Source organism: Bradyrhizobium commune (assembly GCF_015624505.1).
In the GTDB taxonomy this organism is placed as follows: Bacteria; Pseudomonadota; Alphaproteobacteria; order Rhizobiales; family Xanthobacteraceae; genus Bradyrhizobium; species Bradyrhizobium commune.
In genome coordinates, this window is record NZ_CP061379.1 from 265,846 (window position 1) to 289,163 (window position 23,318).

The 23,318-nt window shown below is 66.2% G+C and carries 21 protein-coding genes, 1 tRNA gene and 1 riboswitch; of the genes, 12 read left to right on the plus strand and 10 right to left on the minus strand.

Going from position 1 to position 23,318, the window contains the following annotated elements; translation table 11 throughout:
* Positions 1-53: 53 nt before the first annotated feature.
* Positions 54-1,439, plus strand: coding sequence for an MFS transporter (locus IC761_RS01260; RefSeq protein WP_195801513.1), 1,386 nt, complete (start codon positions 54-56; stop codon positions 1,437-1,439).
* A 98-nt stretch (positions 1,440-1,537) separates the two neighbouring features.
* Here the strand turns inward: IC761_RS01260 and purH are convergent, their stop codons facing one another.
* From purH to IC761_RS01275, 3 genes are all read right to left on the minus strand, one after another.
* Positions 1,538-3,130 (minus strand): bifunctional phosphoribosylaminoimidazolecarboxamide formyltransferase/IMP cyclohydrolase, encoded by a 1,593-nt coding sequence (gene purH / locus IC761_RS01265; RefSeq protein WP_195801514.1) that lies wholly within the window; start codon positions 3,128-3,130, stop codon positions 1,538-1,540.
* 24 nt (positions 3,131-3,154) lie between these two features.
* A riboswitch (ZMP/ZTP riboswitch) is annotated at positions 3,155-3,236 on the minus strand.
* Between the two features lie 59 nt (positions 3,237-3,295).
* A complete protein-coding gene (locus tag IC761_RS01270) occupies positions 3,296-5,014 on the minus strand; it encodes a heparinase II/III family protein (RefSeq protein ID WP_195804514.1) in 1,719 nt (572 codons plus the stop codon).
* Between the two features lie 157 nt (positions 5,015-5,171).
* The gene (locus IC761_RS01275) at positions 5,172-6,518 is read right to left on the minus strand and encodes an RsmB/NOP family class I SAM-dependent RNA methyltransferase (protein WP_195801515.1); all 1,347 of its coding nucleotides are present in this window, start codon (positions 6,516-6,518) and stop codon (positions 5,172-5,174) included.
* Positions 6,519-6,706: 188 nt separating this feature from the next.
* Here IC761_RS01275 and IC761_RS01280 point away from each other — a divergent pair, with 188 nt between their 5' ends.
* Both IC761_RS01280 and IC761_RS01285 read left to right on the plus strand, forming a co-directional pair.
* Positions 6,707-6,910: a DUF1674 domain-containing protein gene (locus IC761_RS01280; RefSeq protein WP_195801516.1), complete on the plus strand. Its 204-nt coding sequence runs from the start codon at positions 6,707-6,709 to the stop codon at positions 6,908-6,910.
* Positions 6,911-6,959: 49 nt separating this feature from the next.
* On the plus strand, positions 6,960-7,550 hold the full coding sequence (locus tag IC761_RS01285) for a thermonuclease family protein (protein ID WP_195801517.1): 591 nt from the start codon (positions 6,960-6,962) through the stop codon (positions 7,548-7,550).
* A gap of 55 nt (positions 7,551-7,605) precedes the next feature.
* On the opposite strand, the gene IC761_RS01290 is transcribed toward IC761_RS01285, so the two are convergent.
* Positions 7,606-8,121, minus strand: a complete 516-nt coding sequence (locus tag IC761_RS01290; protein WP_195801518.1) for a L,D-transpeptidase — start codon at positions 8,119-8,121, stop codon at positions 7,606-7,608.
* A 424-nt stretch (positions 8,122-8,545) separates the two neighbouring features.
* On the minus strand, positions 8,546-10,492 hold the full coding sequence (acs, locus tag IC761_RS01295; protein ID WP_195801519.1) for an acetate--CoA ligase: 1,947 nt from the start codon (positions 10,490-10,492) through the stop codon (positions 8,546-8,548).
* A gap of 400 nt (positions 10,493-10,892) precedes the next feature.
* On the opposite strand from acs, the gene IC761_RS01300 reads away from it, so the two are divergent.
* Positions 10,893-12,062, plus strand: coding sequence for a DNA topoisomerase IB (locus IC761_RS01300; RefSeq protein ID WP_195801520.1), 1,170 nt, complete (start codon positions 10,893-10,895; stop codon positions 12,060-12,062).
* A gap of 10 nt (positions 12,063-12,072) precedes the next feature.
* Here IC761_RS01300 and IC761_RS01305 read toward each other — a convergent pair whose 3' ends face one another.
* Complete coding sequence (locus IC761_RS01305; RefSeq protein ID WP_195801521.1) at positions 12,073-12,531, minus strand: SRPBCC family protein; 459 nt, start codon at positions 12,529-12,531, stop codon at positions 12,073-12,075.
* Positions 12,532-12,699: 168 nt separating this feature from the next.
* Between IC761_RS01305 and IC761_RS01310 the strand changes: the two genes are divergently transcribed.
* The gene (locus IC761_RS01310) at positions 12,700-13,779 is read left to right on the plus strand and encodes an adenylate/guanylate cyclase domain-containing protein (protein ID WP_195804515.1); all 1,080 of its coding nucleotides are present in this window, start codon (positions 12,700-12,702) and stop codon (positions 13,777-13,779) included.
* A gap of 122 nt (positions 13,780-13,901) precedes the next feature.
* Here IC761_RS01310 and IC761_RS01315 read toward each other — a convergent pair whose 3' ends face one another.
* The 3 genes from IC761_RS01315 to tsaD form a co-directional block, all read right to left on the minus strand.
* Positions 13,902-14,315 carry an EVE domain-containing protein gene (locus IC761_RS01315; protein ID WP_195801522.1) on the minus strand — a complete coding sequence of 138 codons (414 nt, stop codon included), beginning with the start codon at positions 14,313-14,315 and terminating at the stop codon, positions 13,902-13,904.
* Positions 14,316-14,429: 114 nt separating this feature from the next.
* Complete coding sequence (locus IC761_RS01320) at positions 14,430-15,410, minus strand: NAD(P)H-dependent glycerol-3-phosphate dehydrogenase (protein WP_195801523.1); 981 nt, start codon at positions 15,408-15,410, stop codon at positions 14,430-14,432.
* 2 nt (positions 15,411-15,412) lie between these two features.
* Complete coding sequence (tsaD, locus tag IC761_RS01325) at positions 15,413-16,486, minus strand: tRNA (adenosine(37)-N6)-threonylcarbamoyltransferase complex transferase subunit TsaD (RefSeq protein ID WP_195801524.1); 1,074 nt, start codon at positions 16,484-16,486, stop codon at positions 15,413-15,415.
* A gap of 152 nt (positions 16,487-16,638) precedes the next feature.
* On the opposite strand from tsaD, the gene IC761_RS01330 reads away from it, so the two are divergent.
* The 5 genes from IC761_RS01330 to IC761_RS01350 all read left to right on the plus strand — a co-directional run bounded on the left by IC761_RS01330 (position 16,639) and on the right by IC761_RS01350 (position 21,249).
* Complete coding sequence (locus IC761_RS01330) at positions 16,639-17,385, plus strand: uroporphyrinogen-III synthase (RefSeq protein ID WP_195801525.1); 747 nt, start codon at positions 16,639-16,641, stop codon at positions 17,383-17,385.
* Positions 17,386-17,462: 77 nt separating this feature from the next.
* Entirely contained in the window at positions 17,463-18,692 is a 1,230-nt protein-coding gene (locus tag IC761_RS01335) for a COG4223 family protein (RefSeq protein WP_195801526.1), read from the plus strand.
* Positions 18,693-18,727: 35 nt separating this feature from the next.
* On the plus strand, positions 18,728-20,473 hold the full coding sequence (locus tag IC761_RS01340; protein WP_195801527.1) for a heme biosynthesis protein HemY: 1,746 nt from the start codon (positions 18,728-18,730) through the stop codon (positions 20,471-20,473).
* Positions 20,474-20,572: 99 nt separating this feature from the next.
* Positions 20,573-20,648: transfer RNA gene (locus IC761_RS01345), tRNA-Thr, on the plus strand.
* A 199-nt stretch (positions 20,649-20,847) separates the two neighbouring features.
* Entirely contained in the window at positions 20,848-21,249 is a 402-nt protein-coding gene (locus IC761_RS01350) for a hypothetical protein (RefSeq protein ID WP_195801528.1), read from the plus strand.
* Positions 21,250-21,328: 79 nt separating this feature from the next.
* Here IC761_RS01350 and IC761_RS01355 read toward each other — a convergent pair whose 3' ends face one another.
* Positions 21,329-22,372, minus strand: a complete 1,044-nt coding sequence (locus IC761_RS01355) for a polysaccharide deacetylase family protein (protein ID WP_195801529.1) — start codon at positions 22,370-22,372, stop codon at positions 21,329-21,331.
* A gap of 253 nt (positions 22,373-22,625) precedes the next feature.
* Between IC761_RS01355 and IC761_RS01360 the strand changes: the two genes are divergently transcribed.
* The gene (locus IC761_RS01360) at positions 22,626-22,916 is read left to right on the plus strand and encodes a hypothetical protein (RefSeq protein ID WP_195801530.1); all 291 of its coding nucleotides are present in this window, start codon (positions 22,626-22,628) and stop codon (positions 22,914-22,916) included.
* A gap of 186 nt (positions 22,917-23,102) precedes the next feature.
* Positions 23,103-23,318, plus strand: a complete 216-nt coding sequence (locus tag IC761_RS01365; protein WP_195801531.1) for a cysteine rich repeat-containing protein — start codon at positions 23,103-23,105, stop codon at positions 23,316-23,318.

Genomic DNA, 23,318 nt, shown 5'->3' on the forward strand with positions numbered 1-23,318 from the left:
GCTATACGGTTTGCGCTAAGACAGGCAAAACTGTTTGTGATGAGGACTGCGTGATGACGACGATCGCCCCGGATGCGCGCATGGCCGGCGCGCAGCGGACCTATCCGCCGCGTGCCGCTGTCATCAGCTGGATATTCTTCGACTGGGCCGCGCAGCCCTATTTCACGCTGATCACGACCTTCGTGTTTGCGCCCTATTTCGCCACCAGCATTGCGCCGGACCCCGCCACCGGCCAATCGCTGTGGGGCTTTGCAATGGCGGCAGCCGGCATGGCGATCGCATTGCTGTCGCCGGTGCTCGGCGCCATCGCCGATGCTTCGGGCCGCCGCAAGCCCTGGATCGCCGCCTTCGGCGCGTTGCTGGTGGTGGCCTCCTGCGCGCTGTGGATCGGCAAGCCCGGCGACCACGCCATCATTCCGCCGCTGCTCATGGCGGTCGCGCTCGCCAGCGTCGGCGCTGAATTCGCGACCGTCTTCAACAATGCGATGATGCCCACCCTGGTGCCGCCGGAGCGGATCGGCCGGCTCTCCGGCACCGGCTGGGCCACCGGTTACATCGGCGGCATCGTCAGCCTGATCATCGTGCTCGGCTTCCTCGCCGCCAATCCCGAGACCGGCCGCACGCTGCTCGGCTTCACGCCGCTATTTGGGCTCGATCCCGCAACTCACCAGGGCGACCGCGCCGCAGGACCCTTGACCGGGCTGTGGTTCATCATCTTTGTGACGCCGATGTTCCTGTTCACGCCGGACTATCCGGCAAAGCGCCCGGTGCGCGAGGCGCTGCATGAGGGGCTCGCCGATCTGAAGCAATCGCTGAAGGATCTGCCGCAGCAGAAATCGCTCGCGGCATTTCTGCTCGCCAACATGATCTACACCGACGGCTTGGTCTCGCTGTTCGCCTTCGGCGGCATCTATGCCGCCGGCACGTTCGGCTGGCACACGATCCAGATCGGCACGTTCGGAATCATCCTCGCCATCGCTGGCACGTTCGGTGCCTGGCTCGGCGGCAAGCTCGACGATTTCATCGGGCCGCAGCGCGTCATCGCCGGCAGCATGCTGATCCTGCTGCTCTCGGTGGCGGCGATCCTTCTCGTCGACAAGGACAGCGTGCTGTTCGTCAAGGTCGCGCCGCCCGAGCCGGGCGGCGCGCTGTTCGCGAGCGCTGCGGAGCGTGCCTATATCGTGCTGGGCTGCCTGATCGGTGCGGCCGGTGGCCCGCTTCAGGCCGCCTCGCGGACGCTATTGATCCGTCTCGCGCCAAAGGATCGCATCGCGCAGTATTTTGGTCTGTTCGCGCTGACCGGAAAGGTGACGTCCTTCATCGGTCCGCTGCTGATCGGTGTGATCACGGCGGCAACGGCAAGCCAGAAGGCCGGCATGGCCGTGCTGGTGGTGTTTTTCGTCACGGGGTTCGCGCTGCTGATGCGCGTGCGGGAGTAATTCGTAGCCCGGACGGAGCGAAGCGCAATCCGGGGCCACCGTTGCCAGGATGCGAGACCCGGATTTCGCTTCCGCTCCATCCGCGCTACGCAGATCGCTTAGTGCCTGAAGTGCCGCGTCCCCGTGAACACCATGGCGATGCCGTGCTCGTCGGCGGCCTTGATCACCTCGTCGTCGCGCATCGAGCCGCCGGGCTGCACCACGGCGGTGGCGCCGGCTTCGATGCAGGCGAGCATGCCGTCGGCGAACGGGAAGAACGCATCCGACGCCACCACCGAGCCCTTGGTCAGCGGCTCGGCGAGCTTCAGCTCATTGGCCGCATCCTGCGCCTTGCGTGCCGCGATTCGCGCTGAATCCACCCGGCTCATCTGGCCCGCGCCGATGCCGACGGTGGCGAGATCCCTGGCGTAGATGATGGTGTTCGACTTGACGTGCTTTGCCACCCGGAACGCGAACTTCAGGTCGCGCATCTCTGCGTCCGTCGGCGCGCGCTTGGTCACGACCTTGAACGTCATGTCGTCGACCACGGCGTTGTCGCGGCTCTGCACCAGAAGGCCGCCCGCCACCGTCTTTGCGGTGAGGCCCGGCGCGCGCGGGTCGGGCAGGCTGCCGGCGAGCAGCAGACGGAGATTCTTGCGCGCGCCGATGATGGCGATCGCCTCTTCGCTCGCATCCGGCGCGATGATCACCTCGGTGAAGATTTTTGTGATTTCGCGCGCGGTGTCGGCGTCGAGCGGTCGGTTCATCGCGATGATGCCGCCGAAGGCCGAGGTGGAATCGCAGGCGAGCGCCTTGCGATAGGCGTCGACGAGGTTCGAGCCCTCCGCGACGCCGCAGGGATTGGCGTGCTTGACGATGACGCAGGCCGCGGTGCGCTTGGCGTCGAACTCGCCGATGCATTCATAGGCCGCATCGGTATCGTTGATGTTGTTGTAGGAGAGCTCCTTGCCCTGGAGCTGCCGCGCCGTCGAAACGCCCGGCCGCTTGTCCGGGGTCGCATAGAACGCCGCGGTCTGGTGCGGGTTCTCGCCGTAGCGCAGCGACTGGATCAGCTTGCCGCCGAAGGCGCGGAAATCGGGCGCGTCGATCTCGAGCTGGCGGTTGAACCAGTTCGAGATCGCAGCATCATAGGCCGCGGTGCGCGCATAGGCCTTGGCGGCGAGACGCCGGCGCAGTTTCAGCGTGGTCGCGCCCTTGTTGGCGGCGAGCTCGTCGAGTACGGCCTTGTAATCGTCGGCCTCGACCACGACGGCGACGTCGTCATTGTTCTTGGCGGCGGCGCGGATCATCGCGGGGCCACCGATGTCGATATTCTCGATGCAATCCTCGAAGCCCGCGCCTTTATCGACGGTCGCCTCGAACGGATAGAGATTGACGACAAGGAGATCGATCGGCGCGATGCCGTGCGACTTCATCGCCTCCGCGTGATCCTTGTTGTCGCGGATGGCGAGCAGGCCGCCATGCACTTTCGGATGCAGCGTCTTGACGCGGCCGTCCATCATCTCGGGGAAGCCGGTCAGCTCGGACACGTCCTTCACCTTGAGGCCGGCTGCGGCGATCGCTTTGGCAGTGCCACCGGTCGAGACCAGTTCGACATCATGGGCGGCGAGCGCCTTGGCGAACTCGATCAGGCCGGTTTTGTCGGAAACGGAAAGAAGGGCACGGGTGACGCGGCGGGGATGGTCAGTCATGAGCAAGATCCTCTGTCTTAGGAGTGTCTATGCCCAGGCGCGCGGCTGATATGTGTCGCGCTTCCCGATGGTGCTCCATCCAAGGTCGCCAGTCGCGCGAACGAGCGCTCGATAGCAGCTTTTGGCGGCTTTCACAACGATCAGATAGGGCCGAATCGCGCGCGTCTACAGCGGAAGTTCCGGCTCGCGCCGCGCGTTACGCCGGGCATTGGTCACGGAGGGCGAGGCGCTGGAACGGACAAAACTCCAGCGGATCGAGGGCGCCTGGCGCGCATCCTGCCGGATCACGATCTGCGCGGTGCGGCGGGGGCCGTCATTGCCGGCGAGGAACACGCTGTCCTCGAGGTCGACCTTGTCGTCCAGGGCTTCGAAGGTCCAGACGTCGCGGTTGGGCAGCACCAGCATGACGCCGCGCGCATCCGACAGCCGGCTCGCCTTCACCGCCGGATGCAGATGGAAGCGCAGCGCGAAATCGGCATCGGCGCCCTTCAGGCGCGCGCCTTGCGGCGGCGACAGCGTATCCTCGCCGTCGATCCGCGCGCCGTCATTGGCGATCATCAGCACGCGGCGATGGATCACGCCGAACTTTGCGAGATAGCCGTCATGCGAGGCCGTGAGCAGCGTGCCGCCCTCGACGACCTCGCGATAACTCTCGACGTCGGCGGGGCCGTTGGTGATGGGCGCGCCGTGCAATAGCCGCTTCATCGCCGACATTTCGACGAACTGGCACGACGAGGTGTCGTGATAGGTCAGCGTCGAATGCGCCGCCGTGCCGCGCGCGAACGGCCGCCAATTGTCGCGGCCGGTGGTCGGCATGCCGCAATTGGTGACGATGCGGCTGATCCCTGAGGACAGTTCGAACGACAGGCATCCGGCATGGGCGTCATGGCTGACGCCGGCCGGCGGCGGCGGGCCGGTGTCGATGATCAGCGTGGTCTGGCCGGCGTCGAGGCGCTGGAAACCGGTATGCGGCATGTTCGCCATCGGCGCGCCATGCGCGTCGTCATAGGCGAGCAGCGTCGCGAGCAGGTCCGAGGGCGTCGCGCTCATGCCGTTGAACAGCGCGAAATTGCCGTCGCCATGCCGGAAGAAGCGCAGCATCGGCATCATACGATCGATCGCGTTGAGCAGCGCCGGCGGCGGCGCGATGTTGCGTGCCGCAAAGGTCTGTCGCAGCGGCAGCAAGTCGATCAGGAGCTCGATCAGCGCGCCGGGATTGCGCGAGATGTGCCCGCCGTCGGGCAGGATCTGCCGCTGCAATTCGTCGGAGAGTTTTTTCGACGCGCTGCGGATATGGCTCGCCTGGTTGGCGAGGCAGAGCGTCGTGTAGCACAGCGCGATCAGCACCTGGAGTTTTGGCACGCCGTCGGGAATGTCGACCATCGTGTAGCGCAGCAAGCGGATCTCGCGGCCGAGCGCGCGCAGATAACGGCGGTAGAATTTGTTGTCGGTGTCGTTGAGCACCAGCGGCGCCTGCGACAGCAGCGAGATCACGCGCCGCGCCAGCACATCGGCGCGGCGGGCGACCGGACGGCGCTTGTTGGCGGGATTGGAAATCCAGTCCTCGACCAGCGCACGCGCATTGGCCCGTGTCAGCGCGGTGTCGGCGGCGCGCAAGTGTCGCAGCCAGCCGAAGCCGAGCAGCGCGACCTCCCAATCCTCCGAGGGCGGATCGAGATCGAAGATCGAGCGGCCGTGGCAATTGACGATCTTGCCGGCGAAGACGAAGCGCCCGGCATAGATCTCGGCGGCGCGCGTCGCATCCGCGGTGCGCAGGTCATGCGGGGCGATGATCAGACGGTCGGTCCGGCCGGGCCACACCCGCGACAACGCAACGGAACCGCCGCTCGCGCGCGCGAGCATGTTCCGCGCGAAGCGGTTCATCACCAGCGTCGAGATACGTCTGCGTTGAGCGACCGACACGCCTTGCCTTGAAGGGGGAGAGGATTCCGACGAATCCTTATTAATCCCAAAATCGGTCGGCTGACACCACCTTGAAAGGCCGCGAATCAGCGCCGTGGCAGCAAAAACCGGTGCAAAATCAGGATTTAACGAGCCGGGCTGCGAAAAATCCGTCGAGCCCGCCGAGCTTCGGGTCGGCGTGCGGCAGGTGGCTCGGCAGGGTGCGGAGATCACCGTCGGCGGTGACGATCTCGCTGAGCCCAAAGACCTCAGTCGCTTCGATCGGCACGCGGCGAAGCGCAGGCTCCGCAGCCAGCAGCGTCGCGATTGCCTGCTCGCTCTCTTCGGGTTCCAGCGAACAGGTGCAGTAGACCAGCGTACCGCCGGGCTTGAGCAGCGAGACGGATTTCTTCAGCAGCCGCTGCTGGAGCGCGGTCAAGCCGGCGATGTCGGGTTCCTGCCGGAGCCAGGCCACGTCGGGATGGCGACGGATGGTGCCGGTCGACGTGCAGGGTGCGTCGATCAAAATCCCGTCGAATCCGTTTGCCGGGCCCGCCCACTCCACAGCGTCAGCGACGACAGTCTCGGCCTGGAGCGACAACCGTGTGAGATTCTCGCGCAGGCGCGCCACCCGGGCGGGCGAGCGGTCGATTGCCGTGACATGCGCGCCGGCCTGCGCCAGTTGCGCGGTCTTGCCTCCGGGCGCCGCACAGAGATCGGCGATGGATTTACCCTTGATGTCGCCGAACAGCCGGGCCGGCAGTGCTGCGGCAGCGTCCTGCACCCACCATTGTCCTTCGGTGAAGCCGGGCAGCATGGTCACCGCGCCGTGCAGCAGCGTGCGTACCGATCCGGTCGGCAGCACCTCGCCGTGCAGCCGGCTTGCCCATTGCTCGGCGTCCTGCTTCACGGTCAGATCGAGCGAAGGTTCGTGGCCGAGTGCGAGCGCCATGTCCCTTGCGACTGTCTCGCCGTAATGGGCGCTCCAGCGCGCCAGCAGCCAGGGCGGCAGGTCCAGCGACTGCGTGGCGACCTCGTCGACCAGCGCCTTGCCCTCGCGCGCGCAACGGCGCAGCACGGCATTGACGAGGCCGGCATAGCGCGCCGCGCGCCGGTCGGATTGCACCAGGCGAACCGAGAGATCGACCGCGGCGTGATCGGGCACATCCATCCAGAGGATCTGGGCGGCGCCGATCAGGAGCGCGCTCTGCGCGCGCGGCGCATCGGAGGGAATGCCCTTGTCGAGCAGCCGTGACAGCACATGGCCGAGCGTGCCGAGCCGGCGCAGGATGGTCGCGACCAGCCGCCGCATCAGCGCGCGGTCACGGTCGGCGAGCGTCTTCAGTCCGGGATGGGCGCCGGCGCCGTCGAGCTGGTCGTCGAGCGTGCGGCGCTTGTGCAGCACGCCGTCGACGATGTCGGCAGCGATCCGTCGCGCCGCGAGACCGGGAACTTCGGACGGAGGGGCGAAACGTTGAGATGGCATGCGGAAGCAAGGTTCTGTGCGAGCGGCAGTTCCGCCGCGATGGGCGCATGCCTTAAGACCTGAACATGTGGCACGCGAATATGCCAAATGTAAGAATGGCCTCTGGCGTTTTCAGCCCTTCGCCGCCATTTCAGCAATGCGTTGTTGGACGTCGCGCCTGTGACGATCCTGCGCTAGGAAACCCGGCGATGAGTGACCAGCCAACCCCTTCCGATCGCAAGCCGCTGCCTCCGGCCGCGCGGCGCGCGCTGGCCGAGGCCGAGGCGCGCCGTCAGGCCGCTCTGGCTCATGCCAGGGACGACAGCAGGGCGAAAGAATTGCAGGGGCCGAAAGGACCCGAGCCGACGCGCTACGGCGACTGGGAGCGCAAAGGCATCGCCTCGGACTTCTGACGCTCTCGCTCTCTTGCCGGCCTGGCCGACTCAGCCATAGCTTGCGCGGATGTCGCGCTTCGACCCCGGTCATCCCTATCGGCCTTCGTATGGCGGCTCGCCGTTCGGCCGCCGTTTCTCGGGGCTGTTGCCGTGGATGTTCGTGGTCGGCATAGCGGTGGCTGTCGTGCTCACCTTCCGGCACGGGACGAACTGGCCTCTGCCGTATCATGCCGATGGTCAATCGCGTGATGCCGAGATCATCCTTCAGCAGTCAGGCAATCCTGACACGCGCCAGCCGGTCGACGTGATCCGCACCATCGACGGCGACACCTTTCTCGCCCGCGTGCACCAGCCCGACGGCCGCGATCTTGTCGCGCGCGTTCGGCTGCGTGGCATCGATGCGCCCGAGATGAAAGCGTCGTGCCAGCAAGAACTGGACAAGGCCGAAGCGGCGACCGACGCGCTGCGCGGTTTGCTCGGCCAGGGTGGCGTCACGATCTACAATCTCGGGTCCGAAAAATACGGGCGCGTCCTCGCCGACGTCGCAACCAGGCGCACGCCCAACGTCTCGGCCGCGCTGCTCGCGGGCGGTTACGCCCGCAGCTACAATGGCGGTCATCGCGATGGCTGGTGCGCTCGCGGCTGGCGTTTCTGGTAACGAAAAAGCCGCGTCACTCGACGCGGCTTCCGCGGTCCTGATCTGGTCCTTGCGATCAGCGCGTCACGACCACCGTCGTGCCGACGGAGACACGGCTGTAGAGATCGGTGATGTCGTCGTTGAGCATGCGGATGCAGCCATAGGAGACGAACCCGCCGACCGAGCCCGGCACGTTGGTGCCGTGGATGGCATATTCGCCACCGGCCAGTGTCATCGCGGCGACGCCCATCGGGTTGCGCGGCGAGCCGCCGGGAATGACGTCGGGGATGCTCGGCTTGTCGCGCTTCACCTCGGCGGGCGGCGACCAGGCCGGATTACGATACTTGCCGTCGATGCGGGTGGTTCCGGCCCACTGCTTGCCGGACTTGCCGACGCCGACCGGGTAACGCACCGCGTGGCCGTCATCGAGAATGAGATAGAGCCGGCGCTCGTTGGTTTTGACCACGATGGTGCCGGGCGAAAAGTTGGCGACGTGCGTCCCCACCATTTCCGGCCGTGCCTCGGCCGCCGTCGAAATCAAGACCCCTGCCCCGAACGTGGCTGCCAGCGCCATCGCAATCTTCATCGACATCGATGCTTCCCCCTGCCCCAAAACGAACCGTCCAAAAATGACGCAAACCCGGCAATCGCCGGCTTGCCCAGACATTCTTAACCGCGCCTATTAACCGGATGGTTTCCACGCGCCGCCGCCAAGGGCCAGCCAGCAGGGGGAACAAAGGAAATGTTCGAAACAAAGTAAATGACTTGAAAACAACACTCGCCGGGAAAGATGCGGGAGCGGCCGGGCGCGCCCTGACAAGTGCGTGAAGGTGTGCACGGCTGTTGTTTTAGGAGGGGCGGCGCGACGCCCGCTCGCGTGTCCCGGACAAGGCGCGGCACGAAGTGACGCGGCGCAGAGCCGGGACCCAGTTCTTTGCACGTGGCTGGATGGGCCCCCGCTCTGCAGCGCACCGCTGAAGAAGCGCTGCGCTGCGTTCGGGGCACGAGGGCCTGCCTTAAGCCGACTTCTTGTTCTGCCGGTTCTTGACGAGGTCATCGACCACGGCCGGATCGGCCAGCGTCGAGGTGTCGCCCAGGCTGCCCGGCTCGTCCTCGGCGATCTTGCGCAGGATGCGGCGCATGATCTTGCCGGAGCGGGTCTTGGGCAGGCTAGGGGCGAACTGGATCTGGTCGGGCGAGGCGATCGGGCCGATCTCCTTCCGCACCCAGGTGACGAGCTCCTTGCGCAGGTCGTCGGTCGGCTCGACGCCGGCCATCAGGGTGACATAGGCGTAGATGCCCTGGCCCTTGATGTCGTGCGGGAAGCCGACCACGGCGGCCTCCGAGACCTTCTCGTGCGCGACCAGCGCGCTCTCGACTTCGGCCGTGCCCATGCGGTGGCCGGAGACGTTGATGACGTCGTCGACGCGGCCGGTGATCCAGTAATAGCCGTCGGCGTCGCGGCGGCAGCCGTCGCCGGTGAAATATTTGCCCTTGTAGGTCGAGAAATAGGTCTGCTCGAAGCGGGCGTGGTCGCCATAGACCGTGCGCATCTGGCCCGGCCAGGAGCGGGTGAGACAAAGATTGCCGGTGGTCTCACCTTCCAGCACCTTGCCGTCGGCATCGACGATTTCAGGCACGACGCCGAAGAACGGCTGCGTCGCCGAGCCCGGCTTGAGCTTGGTCGCGCCCGGCAGCGGCGTGATCAGAATGCCGCCGGTCTCGGTCTGCCACCAGGTGTCGACGATCGGGCAGCGGTCGTCGCCGACGACGCGGTGATACCATTCCCAGGCTTCCGGATTGATCGGCTCGCCGACCGAACCGAGCAGGCGCAGGCTTGCGCGCGAGGTCTTCGTCACGGGCTCGTCGCCCGATTGCATCAGAGCGCGGATCGCGGTCGGCGCGGTGTAGAAGATGTTGACCTTGTGCTTGTCGATCACATTCCAAAAACGAGAGTTATCCGGATAATTCGGCACGCCTTCGAACATCAGGGTGGTCGCGCCGTTGGCGAGCGGCCCGTACAGAATGTAGCTGTGGCCGGTGACCCAGCCGACGTCGGCGGTGCACCAGTAGATGTCGCCGTCGTGATAGTCGAAGACGTATTGATGCGTCATCGATGCGAACACGAGATAGCCGGCGGAGGTGTGCAGCACGCCCTTGGGCTGGCCGGTCGAGCCCGACGTGTAGAGGATGAACAGCGGGTCCTCGGCATGCATGTGCTCGACCGGGCACTCCGTCGTCACCATCGCCGCCGCCTCGTGATACCAGAGGTCGCGCGTCGGATTCATGTCGATCTTGCTGCCGGTCCGCTTGACCACGACGACCCAGTCGACGCCGTCGGCCTTGGCGAGGGCGGCGTCGACATTGGCCTTCAGCGGCACCTTCTTGCCGCCGCGCAGGCCTTCGTCCGCGGTGATGATCACCTTGGATTTGCAGTCGTTGATGCGCTGGGCAAGTGAGTCCGGCGAGAAGCCGGCGAACACCACGGAGTGGATCGCGCCGATTCGTGCGCAGGCCAGCATCGCATAGGCCGCTTCCGGGATCATCGGCAGGTAGACCGTGACGCGATCGCCCTTCTTGACGTTGCGGGTGCGCAGGATGTTGGCCATCCGGCAGACCTCGTCGTGCAGCTCCTTGTAGGTGATGTGCTTGGACTGCGAGGGATCATCGCCTTCCCAGATGATCGCGGTCTGGTTGGCGCGCTTGTGCAAGTGCCGGTCGATGCAGTTATGGGCGACATTGAGAATGCCGTCCTCGAACCATTTGATCGAGATGTTGCCGGGCGCGAAGGAGACGTTCTCGATCTTGGTCGGCGCGTGCATCCAGTCGACGCGCTTGGCCTGTTCGGCCCAGAAACCGTTCGGGTCCGAGATCGAGCGGGCGTACATGTCCTTGTACTTGGCCTGATCGACCCAGGCGCGCTTGGCCCATTCCGCGGGGACGTCGTAGATCTTCTCGGACATGTTTCCCTCCACATACGGTCGGCCGAGCCCAAGCGATGAGGCGAGCCGACTTGATCGTTGAACCGATTATGCGTCGGGCTAACCGGACCCGACAAGGAGCACAAGCTGGACCTTCGGAGAGCGGCCGGCCATGCGGAGGATCAAGCTCTGTGAGCGGGCTGTCGCAAATCTGAAACAGGCCGGGGCCGGTCTTGGGCTCTTTACCCAAATCTCCGGAATAGGCTGCGCAGAGCGCCCATGCGTCCGTCGACGGTATTTAGAGACCGCCCCTCACCGATTCGGGACTCGCAATGCCGTTCGGAACACCCTAAATGGCCAACCCGGGTCCAAAGAGACCCCTTGGAACGAAAATCAGAACAGCGGCATTGACCGATAACAGACAGGGCTAAGGCTTAAGACTATGATGGATCAGCAGAATCTCGGGACGATACGGCCCGCTTCGGCCGATCCTGCTGCCATTGCGCTGGCCAAGGCCCTCGGACAATGGCCCAAACCGGCCGCTTCCGGCCGCCCGAGCCCGAAAAAGCTGTTCGATTCGACGCCCGCGGCGACCGTCGAGGCCCTCGCCAGGGAGCTGGGCCTGCGGCTCGGCGACCAGAACGAGCTCACCATTCGCCGCATCAAGCGCGGCAAGGGCTATTCCTTCGTCCGCCCCAACGGCGCGCATATCCGCGACGCCCGCATCATCCGCCGGCTGCACGCCATGGCGGTGCCCCCGGCCTATCGCGAGGTGCGCTACTCGGCCGATCCGAGCACGCATCTCCAGGCGGTGGGACGCGATGCGGCGGGCCGGCTGCAATATCGCTATCACGCCGACTGGGAAAAGGTCCGCGAGCACCGCAAGGCGCATCGCCTCGAAAAGCTCGTCGGCGCGCTGCCGAAAATCCGGCGCAAGGTCTCGGCATTCCTGTCGGGCGACGAGCCGACCCGCGAGTTTGCGCTCTCGGCCGTGATCGAGCTGATCGCGCGCACCGCGATCCGTCCCGGCAACGAATCCTATGCCCGCCTCAACGGCACCCGCGGCGCTACCACGATGCTGAAGTCCAACGTCACGCTGGAGGACGATTCCTTCGTGCTGACGTTCAAGGCCAAGGGCGGCAAGGCGGTGCGGAAGGAATGCGACGCGGCCAAGCTGGTGCGTGCCATCGGCATCTTGCGCGGCGTCCCCGGCAAGCGCATGTTCCAGTACCGCGACGCCTACGGCGTCGTGCGCGCCGTCAGCACCACGCAGGTGAATGCATTCCTGCGCGAGATCGCCGGCATCAAGATCTCGCTGAAGGATTTTCGTACGCTGATGGCGTCGGCCGTCGTCGTCGAATCGCTGTCGCGGATCACGCCGGCGACCAGCCAGCGGGGCCGCAAGAAGCAGGTGCTGGACGCAATCCGCGCCGCGGCCGACAAGCTCTCCAACACGCCGGCGATCTGCCGCAAGAGCTACGTTCACGACACCATCGTCACCGCCTTCGAGGATGGCATCCTCGAACGCTTTGCCGCGACCATGAAGGGTCAGCGCTCGCAGGCGCGGCGCGAGCAGCTTCTGGCGCAGGTGGTCGCGACCGCGGCGGTGTAAGCCGGCTCCGCTACATCTTGCCCTGCGGCTTGCGCGGATCGGGACCGGGGTTTTGCCCTGCGGCCGCCAGGGTCAGCCGTCCCAGATAATGCGCCCAGCCCTTGTCATGGCTTTCGACCTGCGCCGCATTCGGCAGGCCGCTGTGGGTCATCCGCAACAAGGTGCCGCCGTTCTGCTCGATCAGGTCGATCTCGATCAGGCTCGATCCCGGCGGGACCTCCTCGCCATTGTCCCAGCCGAAACTGTAGGCGAGACGATGCACCGGAACGACCTCGCGGAACCTTCCGCGGGCGGTGTTGCCACCTGCGCCGATGCCCTTGACGAGGTAGAGCCCGCCGGCATGAGGCTCGGCGGCGGCCTCGCTGCCCATCCAGTTCAGGATTTTGTCAGGATCTGTCAGGAAGGCGAACACCGTGGCGCGCGGGGCCGCAATATGGGTCTCGCGTCGAAGGACGAATTGCTCGGTCATCTTCTCTCATCCCAAGTCTTCTGCCACCCCAAGTCTTCTGCCACCCCAAGCCTGCCGCCATCCCGAGTCTGCCGCCATCCCAAGGCTGAACTGGCAGATGGCGGCGCCGAGACGGCCCGTCAAGGATAGGCCGTGACAAAGCCGGCTCGTCTTGGCCATCATCGGGCCATGCAGCTCACACCGACGCTCGCCTGGCTTGTCGATGCCGCCTCCGATGTCGCGGGGGCCGACCGCCTGCTTGCGGAACTTGGCGCGCGTCTGCTCGCCGATGACGTGCCGCTTTCGGCCGGCGCGCTGACGCTGGAAGTGCCCGATCCCCTGATCGCACGGCGGACCTGGCTGTGGCGCGCGGATGGCGACCAGGTCATCGAAGCACTTGGCTTCGCACCCGCCGGACTTTCACCTGGTCCGCCCCGCGACGCCGGCCGCCGCTGGCTCAAGGATTTCCCCGGCGGCGAGGTGCACGACGACGTCGTGGGGCAGCCCGACGGGCCCGTGCTCGGCTGGATCGGGCCGCGACCGTTCACGGCATCGGAGATCGAGCAATTGCGGCAGGCGGCGCGCTTTGCCGCGACGCCGCTCGCATTGCTCGCGGCGCGCGCCACCTTGCGGGCGGCGCTCGAAGTCTATCTCGGCAAGCGCAGCGCCGAGCGGGTGCTGGCCGCGCCGTTGCGGCGCGACCTCGGCGAGACCATTCAGGCCGCGCTGCTCTATGCCGATCTGCGCGGCTTCACCACCTTGTCGGAAACCATGCCACCTGCGGGCGTCATCGCGGCGCTCGACGCCTGGTTCGATCGCATCGCGGGCGCCGTTCACGCCTTCGGTGGCGAGGTGCTGAAATTCATCGGCGACGGCGTGTTCGCGATCTTTCCGGTCATCGACGCCTCGCCGCGTCGCGCCTGCGATTCAGCTCTGCGCGCAGCAGCTGCGGCGCGGGCCGGCATGGCTCATCTCAACGAGGAGCGCCGCGCTCAAGGCCTGCCACCACTGTCGTTCGGCGCGGCGCTTCATCTCGGCGAGATGTTGTGGGGCAATATCGGTGCCGCCAATCGGCTGGACTTCACCGCGATCGGTCCCGCCGTCAATCTTGCCAGCCGGCTCGAGGGCCTGTGCAAGCCGCTCGACAAGACCGTGCTGGTGTCGGGAGCGCTCGCCGCGACGACGGACACGCCACTGGTTTCGCTTGGGATGCACCGGCTGCGCGGCATTGCCTCGCCGTGTGAGGTGTTTGCGTTGCCGGAAAGTTGAAGAAGCAGTTCGTAGGGTGGGCAAAGGCGTGCACTTCGCGCGCCGTGCCCACCATCTCACGACGAGCATCGTCTTGATTGGTGGGCACGCTGCGCTTTGCCCACCCTACAATTCGTGGCTGGCTACATCCCGCCCATCTTGCAGACGAGCTTCCACTCCTCCGCCGTCACCGGCTGCACCGACAGGCGCGAATATTTCACCAGCGCCATCTCGGCGAGCTTCTTCTCGGCCTTGACCGCAGCCATCGTCACCGGCGTCTTCAAGGGCTTGTCGGCCTTGATGTCGACGCAGACGAATTTTCCGGTCTTGTCGGTCGGATCCGGATACGCTTCCTTGATCACTTCCGCGATGCCGACGATCTCCTTGCCCTCGTTGGAATGATAGAAGAACGCCTTGTCGCCCTTCTTCATGTTCACGAGGTTCTGGCGCGCAGTGAAATTGCGCACGCCGGTCCAGGCCTCGCCCTTGGCGCCCTTCTCGACCTGCTGGTCCCAGGACCACACCGACGGTTCGGATTTCACCAGCCAGTAGTTCATCGCGCGCCCTATCCGTTCGTCATGGCCGGGCCTGTCCCGGCCATCCACGTTCTGCCATCAGTTCAATATCAAGACGTGGATGCCTGCGACAAGCGCGGGCATGACGAGAAGATGTCATTCCTCTGCCTTGAAGGGCCGCGTCAGAAGCCCCGAGATCGCGGCGTCGATCGTGCTTCGGCCGCTCAGGATCGAAGCGACCGCTTCCGATACCGGCATCTCGATGCTCTGCGAAGCGGCGAGCTCGATCAGCACCGGCGCGGTGAACTCGCCTTCGGCAAGTTTGCCGGCCGGCGGCTGCTCGCCGCGACCGAGGGCGAGTCCGAGCGCAAAATTGCGCGACTGCGGGCTCGCGCAGGTCAGGATCAGATCGCCGAGGCCGGACAGGCCGGTGAGCGTTTCGCCGCGCGCGCCGAGCGCGCGGCCGAGGCGCGTCAGCTCGGCAAAGCCGCGGGTGGTGAGCGCGGCCTGTGCCGAGGCGCCGAGCTTGCGCCCGACCGCGATGCCGACCGCGATCGCCAGCACGTTCTTGGCCGCGCCGCCGATCTCGACGCCGCGGATATCGGTGGAGTGATAGGGCCGGAAGGTCGGCGAGCCCAGCGCCTGCACCAGCTGGCTCGCCAGCGCGTCGTCCTTTGCCGCCAGCGTGACCGCTGTCGGCTGGCCGCGCGCGACGTCATCGGCAAAGCTCGGCCCTGACAGGATCGCCGGCTGCGCGTGCGGCGCGGCCTCGGCGATCACATCGGTCATGAATTTGTGCGTGCCGTGCTCGATGCCCTTGGCGCAGGCGATGACGGGCACTGGCTTTGTGATGTGCGAGGCCAGCATATTGACCGCGCCGCGCAGATGCTGCGCCGGCGTCGCAATCAGCAGCATGTCCGCGCGCGCGGCAAGTGCGAGCTCGCTGGTCACGACAATCTCCGGCGCCAGCTGTACGCCGGGCAGCCGCGGATTATCGCGGGAGGAAGCGATCCGTGCAGCATGCTCGGCGTTGCGCGCCCACAGCGTCACTTCGCGCCCGGCGCGCGCCGCCACCGTCGCCAGCGCCGTGCCCCAGGCACCGGCGCCGATCACCGCAACGGATTGAAACGCGGTCATCGCTAAAATCCCGCCCGCGTGTTGCCGTAGCCCGCCGGCGCCGTGGCGTTGGCGTCGAGCAGCCAGCGCGCGCGGGGCTGGGCTTCCATCGTGTCGGTCAGGCCGAGCGCGAGGCGTTCGGCTCCGGCCCATGCGATCATCGCGCCATTGTCCGTGCAGAGCGACGGCGGCGGCATGATCAGTTGCGTCCCGGCTTGCCGCGCCACGTCATGCAACGCACCGCGAATCGCCTGGTTGGCGGCGACGCCGCCAGCCGCGACCAGCGCCTGGGGCGCGCCGAACTGCTCGCCGAAAAGCTTCAGACCAACGCTCAGCCGGTCGGCCGTCGAATCCATGACGGCGGCCTGAAAGCTCGCGCAGAGATCGCTGATGTCTTGCGGCGTGATTTCGAGGAGCCGGCTGGCTTCATTTCGCACCGCCGTCTTCAATCCGGAAAGGGAAAAGTTGGCGTCGGGGCGCCCCTGCATCGGTCGCGGGAAGGCAAAGCGCGCGGCATCGCCGTCGGCCGCGGCGCGCTCGACTTGCGGGCCGCCGGGATAGGGCAGGCCCAGCATCTTCGCGACCTTGTCGAAGGCCTCGCCGATCGCGTCGTCGACGGTGGTGCCGAGCCGCACATATTGGCCGACGCCGGTGACCGCGACGATCTGGGTATGGCCGCCGGAGGCGAGGAACAGGCAGTACGGAAATTCGATGCCGTCGGTGAGACGCGGCGTCAACGCATGCGCCTCGAGATGATTGACCGCCACCAGCGGCGTGTCATGCACCATCGCGATCGCCTTCGCGGTGGTCAGCCCGACGATGACGCCGCCGATCAAGCCCGGCCCCGCGGCCGCCGCGACTCCATTGAGCTCGGCAAAGCCGACGCCGGCCTCGTGCATGGCGCGGTCGACGATGCCGTCGAGCAGGTCGACATGGGCGCGTGCGGCGATCTCCGGCACCACGCCGCCGAAACGGGCATGCTCCTCGATTTGCGACCGCACGATATTGGACAGGATCCTGCCGCGTCCGTCAGGCGCGCGTTCGATCACCGCCGCGGCGGTCTCGTCGCAGGTGGTTTCGATGCCGAGTACCAGCATTGGCGAATTGTTATCCAATTTGCGCCCTTGCGCTCATCCGGAAAGCAGAGTTCTGGTACGTCCGGTAGCATTCCGGGGTCGCCTAGCGCAATTGCCGTGCGCAAATCGTCCTCGCGAAAGCGCTAATGCCTCGCGGTCTGGGAACACGAGCGATGTCCATTCTTGTCACACGGCCGCATCCCGACAATGAGGCGACGGCGGAAGCTTTGCGCGCGCGGGGACTTGTGCCGCTGCTTGCGCCGGTGCTCAAGTTCGAGCCGGTGGCCTTCCATGACGAGAGCGAGGCCGGCTATGGCGCCATCATCGTCACATCGGCCAACGCGATCCGTGCCGTCGCGCCGCTGCTCGCCGACCTCGATCTTTTGAAGCTGCCGCTGTTTGCGGTCGGCGAGCATACTGCCGATGCTGCGCGCGATGCCGGCTTTGCCGAGGTCATCGTTGCCGGCGGCGACGCCGCCTCCCTGCGCGACAAGGTGATGGAGGGCGCCCGCGACAGATTGGTGAAAAAGAAAAGCACGCTGCTTTATCTCGCGGGCGCGGATCTGTCGCGCGATCTCGGCGGCGAGCTTGGCGCCGAAGGCTTCAGCGTGGTGACGCAGACGACCTATCGCATGGCGCCGGTCAAGCACCTGCCGCGCGAGGTCTGTGAGGGCTTTGCCGCCCACGGCATACGGGCGGTGCTGCATTACTCCCGGCGCAGCGCGCGGGCCTTTCTGGAGGCGGCGCGGGACGAAGGCGTCGAGATCTCGGCGCTGGCGATCCCACAATGCTGTCTGTCCGAGACGGTTGCCGGCGTGCTGCGCGAGGCCGGCGCTGCCCAGGTCGCGGTTGCCGCCACGCCGGACGAAAATGCCTTGTTCGAGACCTTGGAGCGTGCTTTGCGGACCCGTTTGGCGTAAGAGGACGTGCCGAATCCGACCAGATCGGGTCCGTCCAAGGGCCTGCGCAAGTTACGAAAGTGTGAGGAACCGTCACGATGGCCGACGACAAGCCGGAAGACGCAGGATTGGCCCCCGAGCTCGGCCGCGCCAAGCGCACCCCGCCCACCATCGACCTCGAGGCGACCGAAGTCTCCACCCAGCCGCAGGAGACGGCCGGCGCGCCGGAGGCCCAGCCTGCGGCCGAGCAGGCCAATGCCGAAGAAGCCAGAGTTGAGGAAGCCAAGGCTGAGGAAGCCAAGGTCGAGCCGGAGCATGTCGAGGCGCAAGCCGCCGCGGCGGCCGCCGCCGTATCGCCCTGGGTCGTTGCACCGTTTTCCGGCGCCGTCGCAGCAGCGGTCGTGATCGGGGTCGGCTGGATGCTGGGCTGGCCCGCGGTGCAGGCGCCACCGGCGCCGCCGCAAGTGACGAGCGCGACCGTCGACGCGCTAGGCGGACGCGTCGCCGCGGTCGAAGCCAAGGCCGGCAAGCCTGTCGCCGATCCGGCGATAGTGGCGCGGCTCGATGCGTTGGAGAAATCTGCCAGCACCCTGCGCAGCGACATCGCCAGTCTGCGCGCACAGTCCGACAAGACCGCGAGCGCCTTGAACGACTCGAAATCTGCGCCGCGCGACGCAGCCGCATCGTCCGACATTGCCGCGCTCAGCGACCGCATCGCCCAGCTCGAGCGCGCCAGCACGACCGCCCGCGCCGAGCTCGCGCAGCAGGGCGAGAAGATCGCCGATGCCAAGGTGATGGACGACAAGCCGTTGCGCTATGTGGTTGCCGCCACTTTGCTCGACGTTGCCGTGCGCCATAACGATCCCTATCAAGCGCAGCTCGTCGCCGCGCGGCAGCTTGCGGCCAAGCCTGACGCGTCGAAGCTGCTTGAACCGCTCGATCTGTTCGCGTCCACCGGCATCCCGACGCCGGTCGCGCTCAGTCGTGAGCTTCTCAACATCGTACCGAAATTATCGCCACCGGCGGACACGCAGACCGGTGGGAACAGCATCGTCGAGCGGCTTCAGGCCGGGGCCTCGAAGCTTGTCCGCATCGAGCGCACCGACGGGGTCGGCAACGACCGCGGCGCCATCGTCGCGCGGGTCACGGCTGCGGCGTTGCGCAACGATTTCGTGGAGGCGCGGCGCGAGCTGAAGATGCTGCCGGAGGCCGATCGCGTGCCCGCAAAGGCCTGGCTCGACAAGGCCGATGCCCGCGATGCCGCGCTCGCGGCCTCCCGCAAATTCGCCGATGACGCCATGGCCGGTCTCGCCAAGCCTGCTCAATAAGATTCGCGCAACAATCTGCGCGTATAGGGATCGCCATGCTTCGCATCGTCCTCTTCCTCGTTCTGATTGCGCTCGCAGGCGCCGGCGCGGCCTGGGTGGCCGATCAGCCCGGCAATGTCGTGATGACCTGGGGAGGCTGGCGCGCCTCACCGAGCATTCCGGTGTTCGTGCTCATCCTCGGCATCTTCGCCGTCGCGATTGTCTTGTTCTGGAGCATCCTGACCGTGATCTGGCGGATGCCAGGCCGCATGCGCCGCCGCAGCCGCGAGAAGCGTCATGCGCGCGGCCGCCACGCCATCACCCACGGCCTGCTTGCGATCGGCCACGGCGACACGGCGCTCGCCCGCCGGCACGCCGAAGCGGCGCGGCGCCATGCGCCGAACGATCCGCTTGCGCTGCTGCTGCACGCGCAGTCCGCCCAGCTCGACGGCAATCGCGACGAGGCGCAGCGCGCCTTCCGCGCCATGGCCGAGCGCGAGGATACGCGGCTGCTCGGCCTGCGCGGCCTGTTCATCGAGGCGCAGCGCGCAGACGATGCAGTCGGCGCGGTCATGATCGCGGAGGAGGCGATCAAGCTGTCGCCGTCCTCGACCTGGGCCTCGCATGCGGTGCTCGGCTTCCGCTGCGCGCGCGGCGACTGGAGCGGCGCGCTTGCGATCCTCGATTCGAATTTGTCCGCCGGCTTGATCGACAAGCAGGCCTATCGCCGCCAGCGCGGCGTGCTGCTCACGGCGCGCGCGCTCGAGCTCGAGACTATGGACCGCGATGTCGCGCGCGAGAGCGTGATGGAGGCAGTCAAGCTCGCGCCGACCCTGGTGCCGGCCGCCGTGCTCGCCGCGAAGTTCGAGAGCGAGGCGCATCAGGTGCGCCGCGCCATGAAGCTGGTCGAGGCCGCCTGGCTCGCCAACCCGCATCCCGATCTTGCGGATGCCTATGCGCATGTGAAGCTCGGCGATTCCGCGCGGCAGCGCTTGCAGCGGGTCGAGACGCTCGCGGCGAAGACGCCTGCGGACAAGACCGGTCACGTCGAAGGCCAGCTCGCGCTTGCGCGCGCCGCGATCGATGCCTCCGAGTTCGCCCGCGCACGCGAGGTGCTGGCGCCTTATGTCAACGATCCGACCCAGCGCGTTGCGCTCTTGATGGCCGAGCTCGAGCGCGCCGAGCATGGCGACGGCGGCCGGGCCCGCGCCTGGACCCTGCGCGCGGTGCGCGCCCGCCACGATCCGGCCTGGACCGCGGACGGCTATGTCAGCGACCGCTGGCGTCCGGTCTCCCCGGTCACCGGGCGGCTCGACGCCTTCCAGTGGCAGACGCCGGTTGCGAGCCTGCCTTCCGACAAGGGCCCCACGATCGAATCGTCGGCCTTCGAGGAAGCCATGCTTGCCGCCCCACCGCCGAAGCGGGTGACCGCGGCGCCGAGCGAAAGCCCCGCGGAACCCGTCGTTATAACGCCGGCTCCGGTCCCAACCCCGGCCGCGCAGGACAACGCACCCCCGGCGGCCAAGGAAGAGGAGTCGGCCAACTTGCCCGTGGAGCCGGTCAAACCGGCCCCTGAGCCCGCCGAATCATCGCCGGTGGCGGCAACGCCGGTGTTCCGGACCCGCGCCGATCTGGGCAAGCCCGCGCCAGCCGCGATCCCTGACGTCATCCCGATCGTGCGCGCGCCGGATGATCCCGGCATCGACGATGACGGTCCGAGCGATGAATTTACGGAACAAATCGGCACGCCAAAGGTCCAGGCCGGCGGCTGGCGCGGATTCTGGTCCCGCTGGGGCGGGTGAGCCGCATTTCGCGGCCCGCTTGTCCTTGCCAATTCCGGCCGTGCCCGATATCACGAGCGCGCGTATCGGAGCCGGCATCGCCGGGTCCCGTCAGGGTTCGCCGCAATAGCTCAGTCGGTAGAGCACGTCATTCGTAATGACGGGGTCGGGGGTTCGAATCCCTCTTGCGGCACCAGCGCCTTGATTGATCCCATCACGACGATGTCCTGGCTGGCGCATCCGGCAGAAATCAGCGCGCGCATTTCGGGTAACTCTGGTGGTGGGCGCGGAGGCCGTACGCGTTCGAGGTCGCGCTAAGCTGCGTGATCTGCATCACATCGTGTGGCGCGCACCTTCCCTACTGTCCCGGTCACGCAAGCACCGGGAGAGTTCACATGCGCAAGATCATTCTGGTTGCCGCCATGGTTCTGGTCTCTGCATCTGCCCAGGCCGGCGGACCACGCAGCCTCTCGATGGCCCCCGCCAACGAAAAGGCCGCCGCTCCGCAACCGACGACGGCCACCACACCCGCGGCCGCACAGGTGAGCGAAATTTCCACCGCTCCGAAAAATATCGATGGTCCACCGGCGGTTTCGAATACGGCGCCCACCGCGGCGAGCACGACGACGACTGCGACCACGAAGCCGTCAGCACCCATCACGGCACGGCCGGCGCCGAAGTCCACCGCGAAGACCTATGCCTTGCCGAAGGTCTACGCCTATAAGCCGAAGCACAAGCACTATTGGACCGAAGCCCGGTTCGTCGCCGAACTGCATCGCTACGGCTTCTATTGGTAAGCAGCTATTCGTCGCCAGAACACAAAATGGCCGGGCAGATGCCCGACCATCAAACCCACGAGGTTCGTTCCGATCGCGCTTATTGCGACACCGTCTGCACCACGCTTCCGATCGGACGCGCGCTTGAGGTCGGCACCTTCAACTCCTTCATCAACGCTTCGTCATATTCCGGAAGCGTCTGGAAGGTGGTCTTGGCCTTGATCTGCACGACCTTGTAGCCGCCGGCCTTCAGGCGCGCGAGCAGGGTCGGCAGTGCTTCGCCGGTGTGCTTCTGGAAGTCGTGCATCAGGATGATGCCCTTGCCGAGCTTGTCGAGCCTGGTCATCACATTGTTGACGATCTTGTCCGGCGTTGCGCCCTTCCTGAAGTCGAAGGAATCGAGATCGGTCGAGAACATCGCGACGTTGCGGGTGCCGAAATAGGACACGATCGCCGGATTGTGCTGAAGCTGCGGGAAGCGGAAGAACGGCGCCGGGTTAGTGCCGAGCGCGAATTTCACCGCGGAAAAGCCCAATTCGACTTCGTCCTTAGCCTGCTGCTCCGTCATCTTCTTGCTGTTGAGATTGACGTGCGACCAGGTGTGCGCTCCGACCGTGTGGCCCTGGGCCAGCACCTGGCGCAGGATCTCCGGATGATAGGTCGCATGCTTGCCGACCGAGAAGAACAGGCCCTTGGTGCATTCATCCGCGAGCGCCTTCAGCACGGCGGGCGTGTTGACCGGCCACGGACCGTCGTCGAAGGTCAGCACGACCTCCTTGTCGGTGAGGAAGTCGAACTGCTTGAAATGCTCGAAGCCGAAGCCCGGACCGCCCGTGGTGTCGATCTCGACCACGCGGGAGACGCCGAGTGCGTTCGGATTGGTGCAGGTCGATTTCTGCTGCACTGGGATCGCAGCCGGCGCGGGCGCCGGGGGCGCGGCAGGTGCGGCGGGCTTGCTTGCGATCGCCGCAGTGGTATCGACATCGTCCTTGGCGGAAAGTTTCGCCGGCAGCGGATCGGCGGCACGGGCGGCTGTTGTCTGGGGGGCGCCCTGGTCGGCGCGCGAGGAATAAAAGTACCAACCTCCGGCGATCACGATCGCCGCAATCACACTGGCCAGCATCAGGCCCAACGCATTACGCATCGCTACTCTTTCCAAATACGCAAACAAACCAGCGGATTGCCCCGCGTGCCGAGCCATTAATGCGAAGGAACAGTTAACGTGACACCAACACGACAGCGGTTCCGGAGGAATTTCAGGCAGGTGCGCCAAAGTGACCGGTGTCACAATCGGGGTGCGGCCTGTGATGGTCATCACAGTAGAAGCGATTCTGCTGGGGCATGGTCGCTCCCATCGACAACGGGCCCCGCTTGGGCGGCGCCAATGGGAGCTTCACATGACCAAGTCTTTCTCTGCCAAGGTCCGCGACACCAGCCTGGCTCTGGGCTTTGCCGCCATTGTCTCGATCATCTCGACCAGCTCGAGCTTCGCCTTCTCCGAGCAAGTGAAGCAGGCGTGCTACAGCGACGCCTTCCGCCTCTGCTCGTCGGAGATTCCCAACGTCCAGAGGACCACGGCGTGCATGATGAAGCGTAAGTCCGAGCTGAGCTCGGGCTGCCGCGCTGCGGTGGAACAGGACCTCGGCGGTGCCTCAGGCAAGGTCGTGAACGCCCAGAACAACCGATAAGCGCGCGCAACACAACGAACGTTGCATTCCCCCAAAAGCTCCCGCGCGATGTGCCCCGGCGTCAGGCCGGGGCCGTCCGGCGGAGCAAGTCTCCTATCAGGTCCTCCCAACAATAAAGCCGTTGCGGCTCCTTTATCGCCGCTCTAGCTTCGCGCGCACATTCTTCCGGGTAAGAGGCATTAGGCGATGAGCAGATTTCTTTTCATCATTCCTTTGGTTCTGTGCACAGCCGGCGCGTCGGCGCAGCAGCAACCCGGCCAGGATGCCTGTGCGCGTGACGTCACGCGTCATTGCCGCGCCGTCATGAACAACGGCGATGGCGCCGTGCTCGCCTGCCTGAAGCAAAACCGCGCGCGATTGAGCAAGGCCTGCGACAAGGTGCTGACGGATCACGGGCAGTAG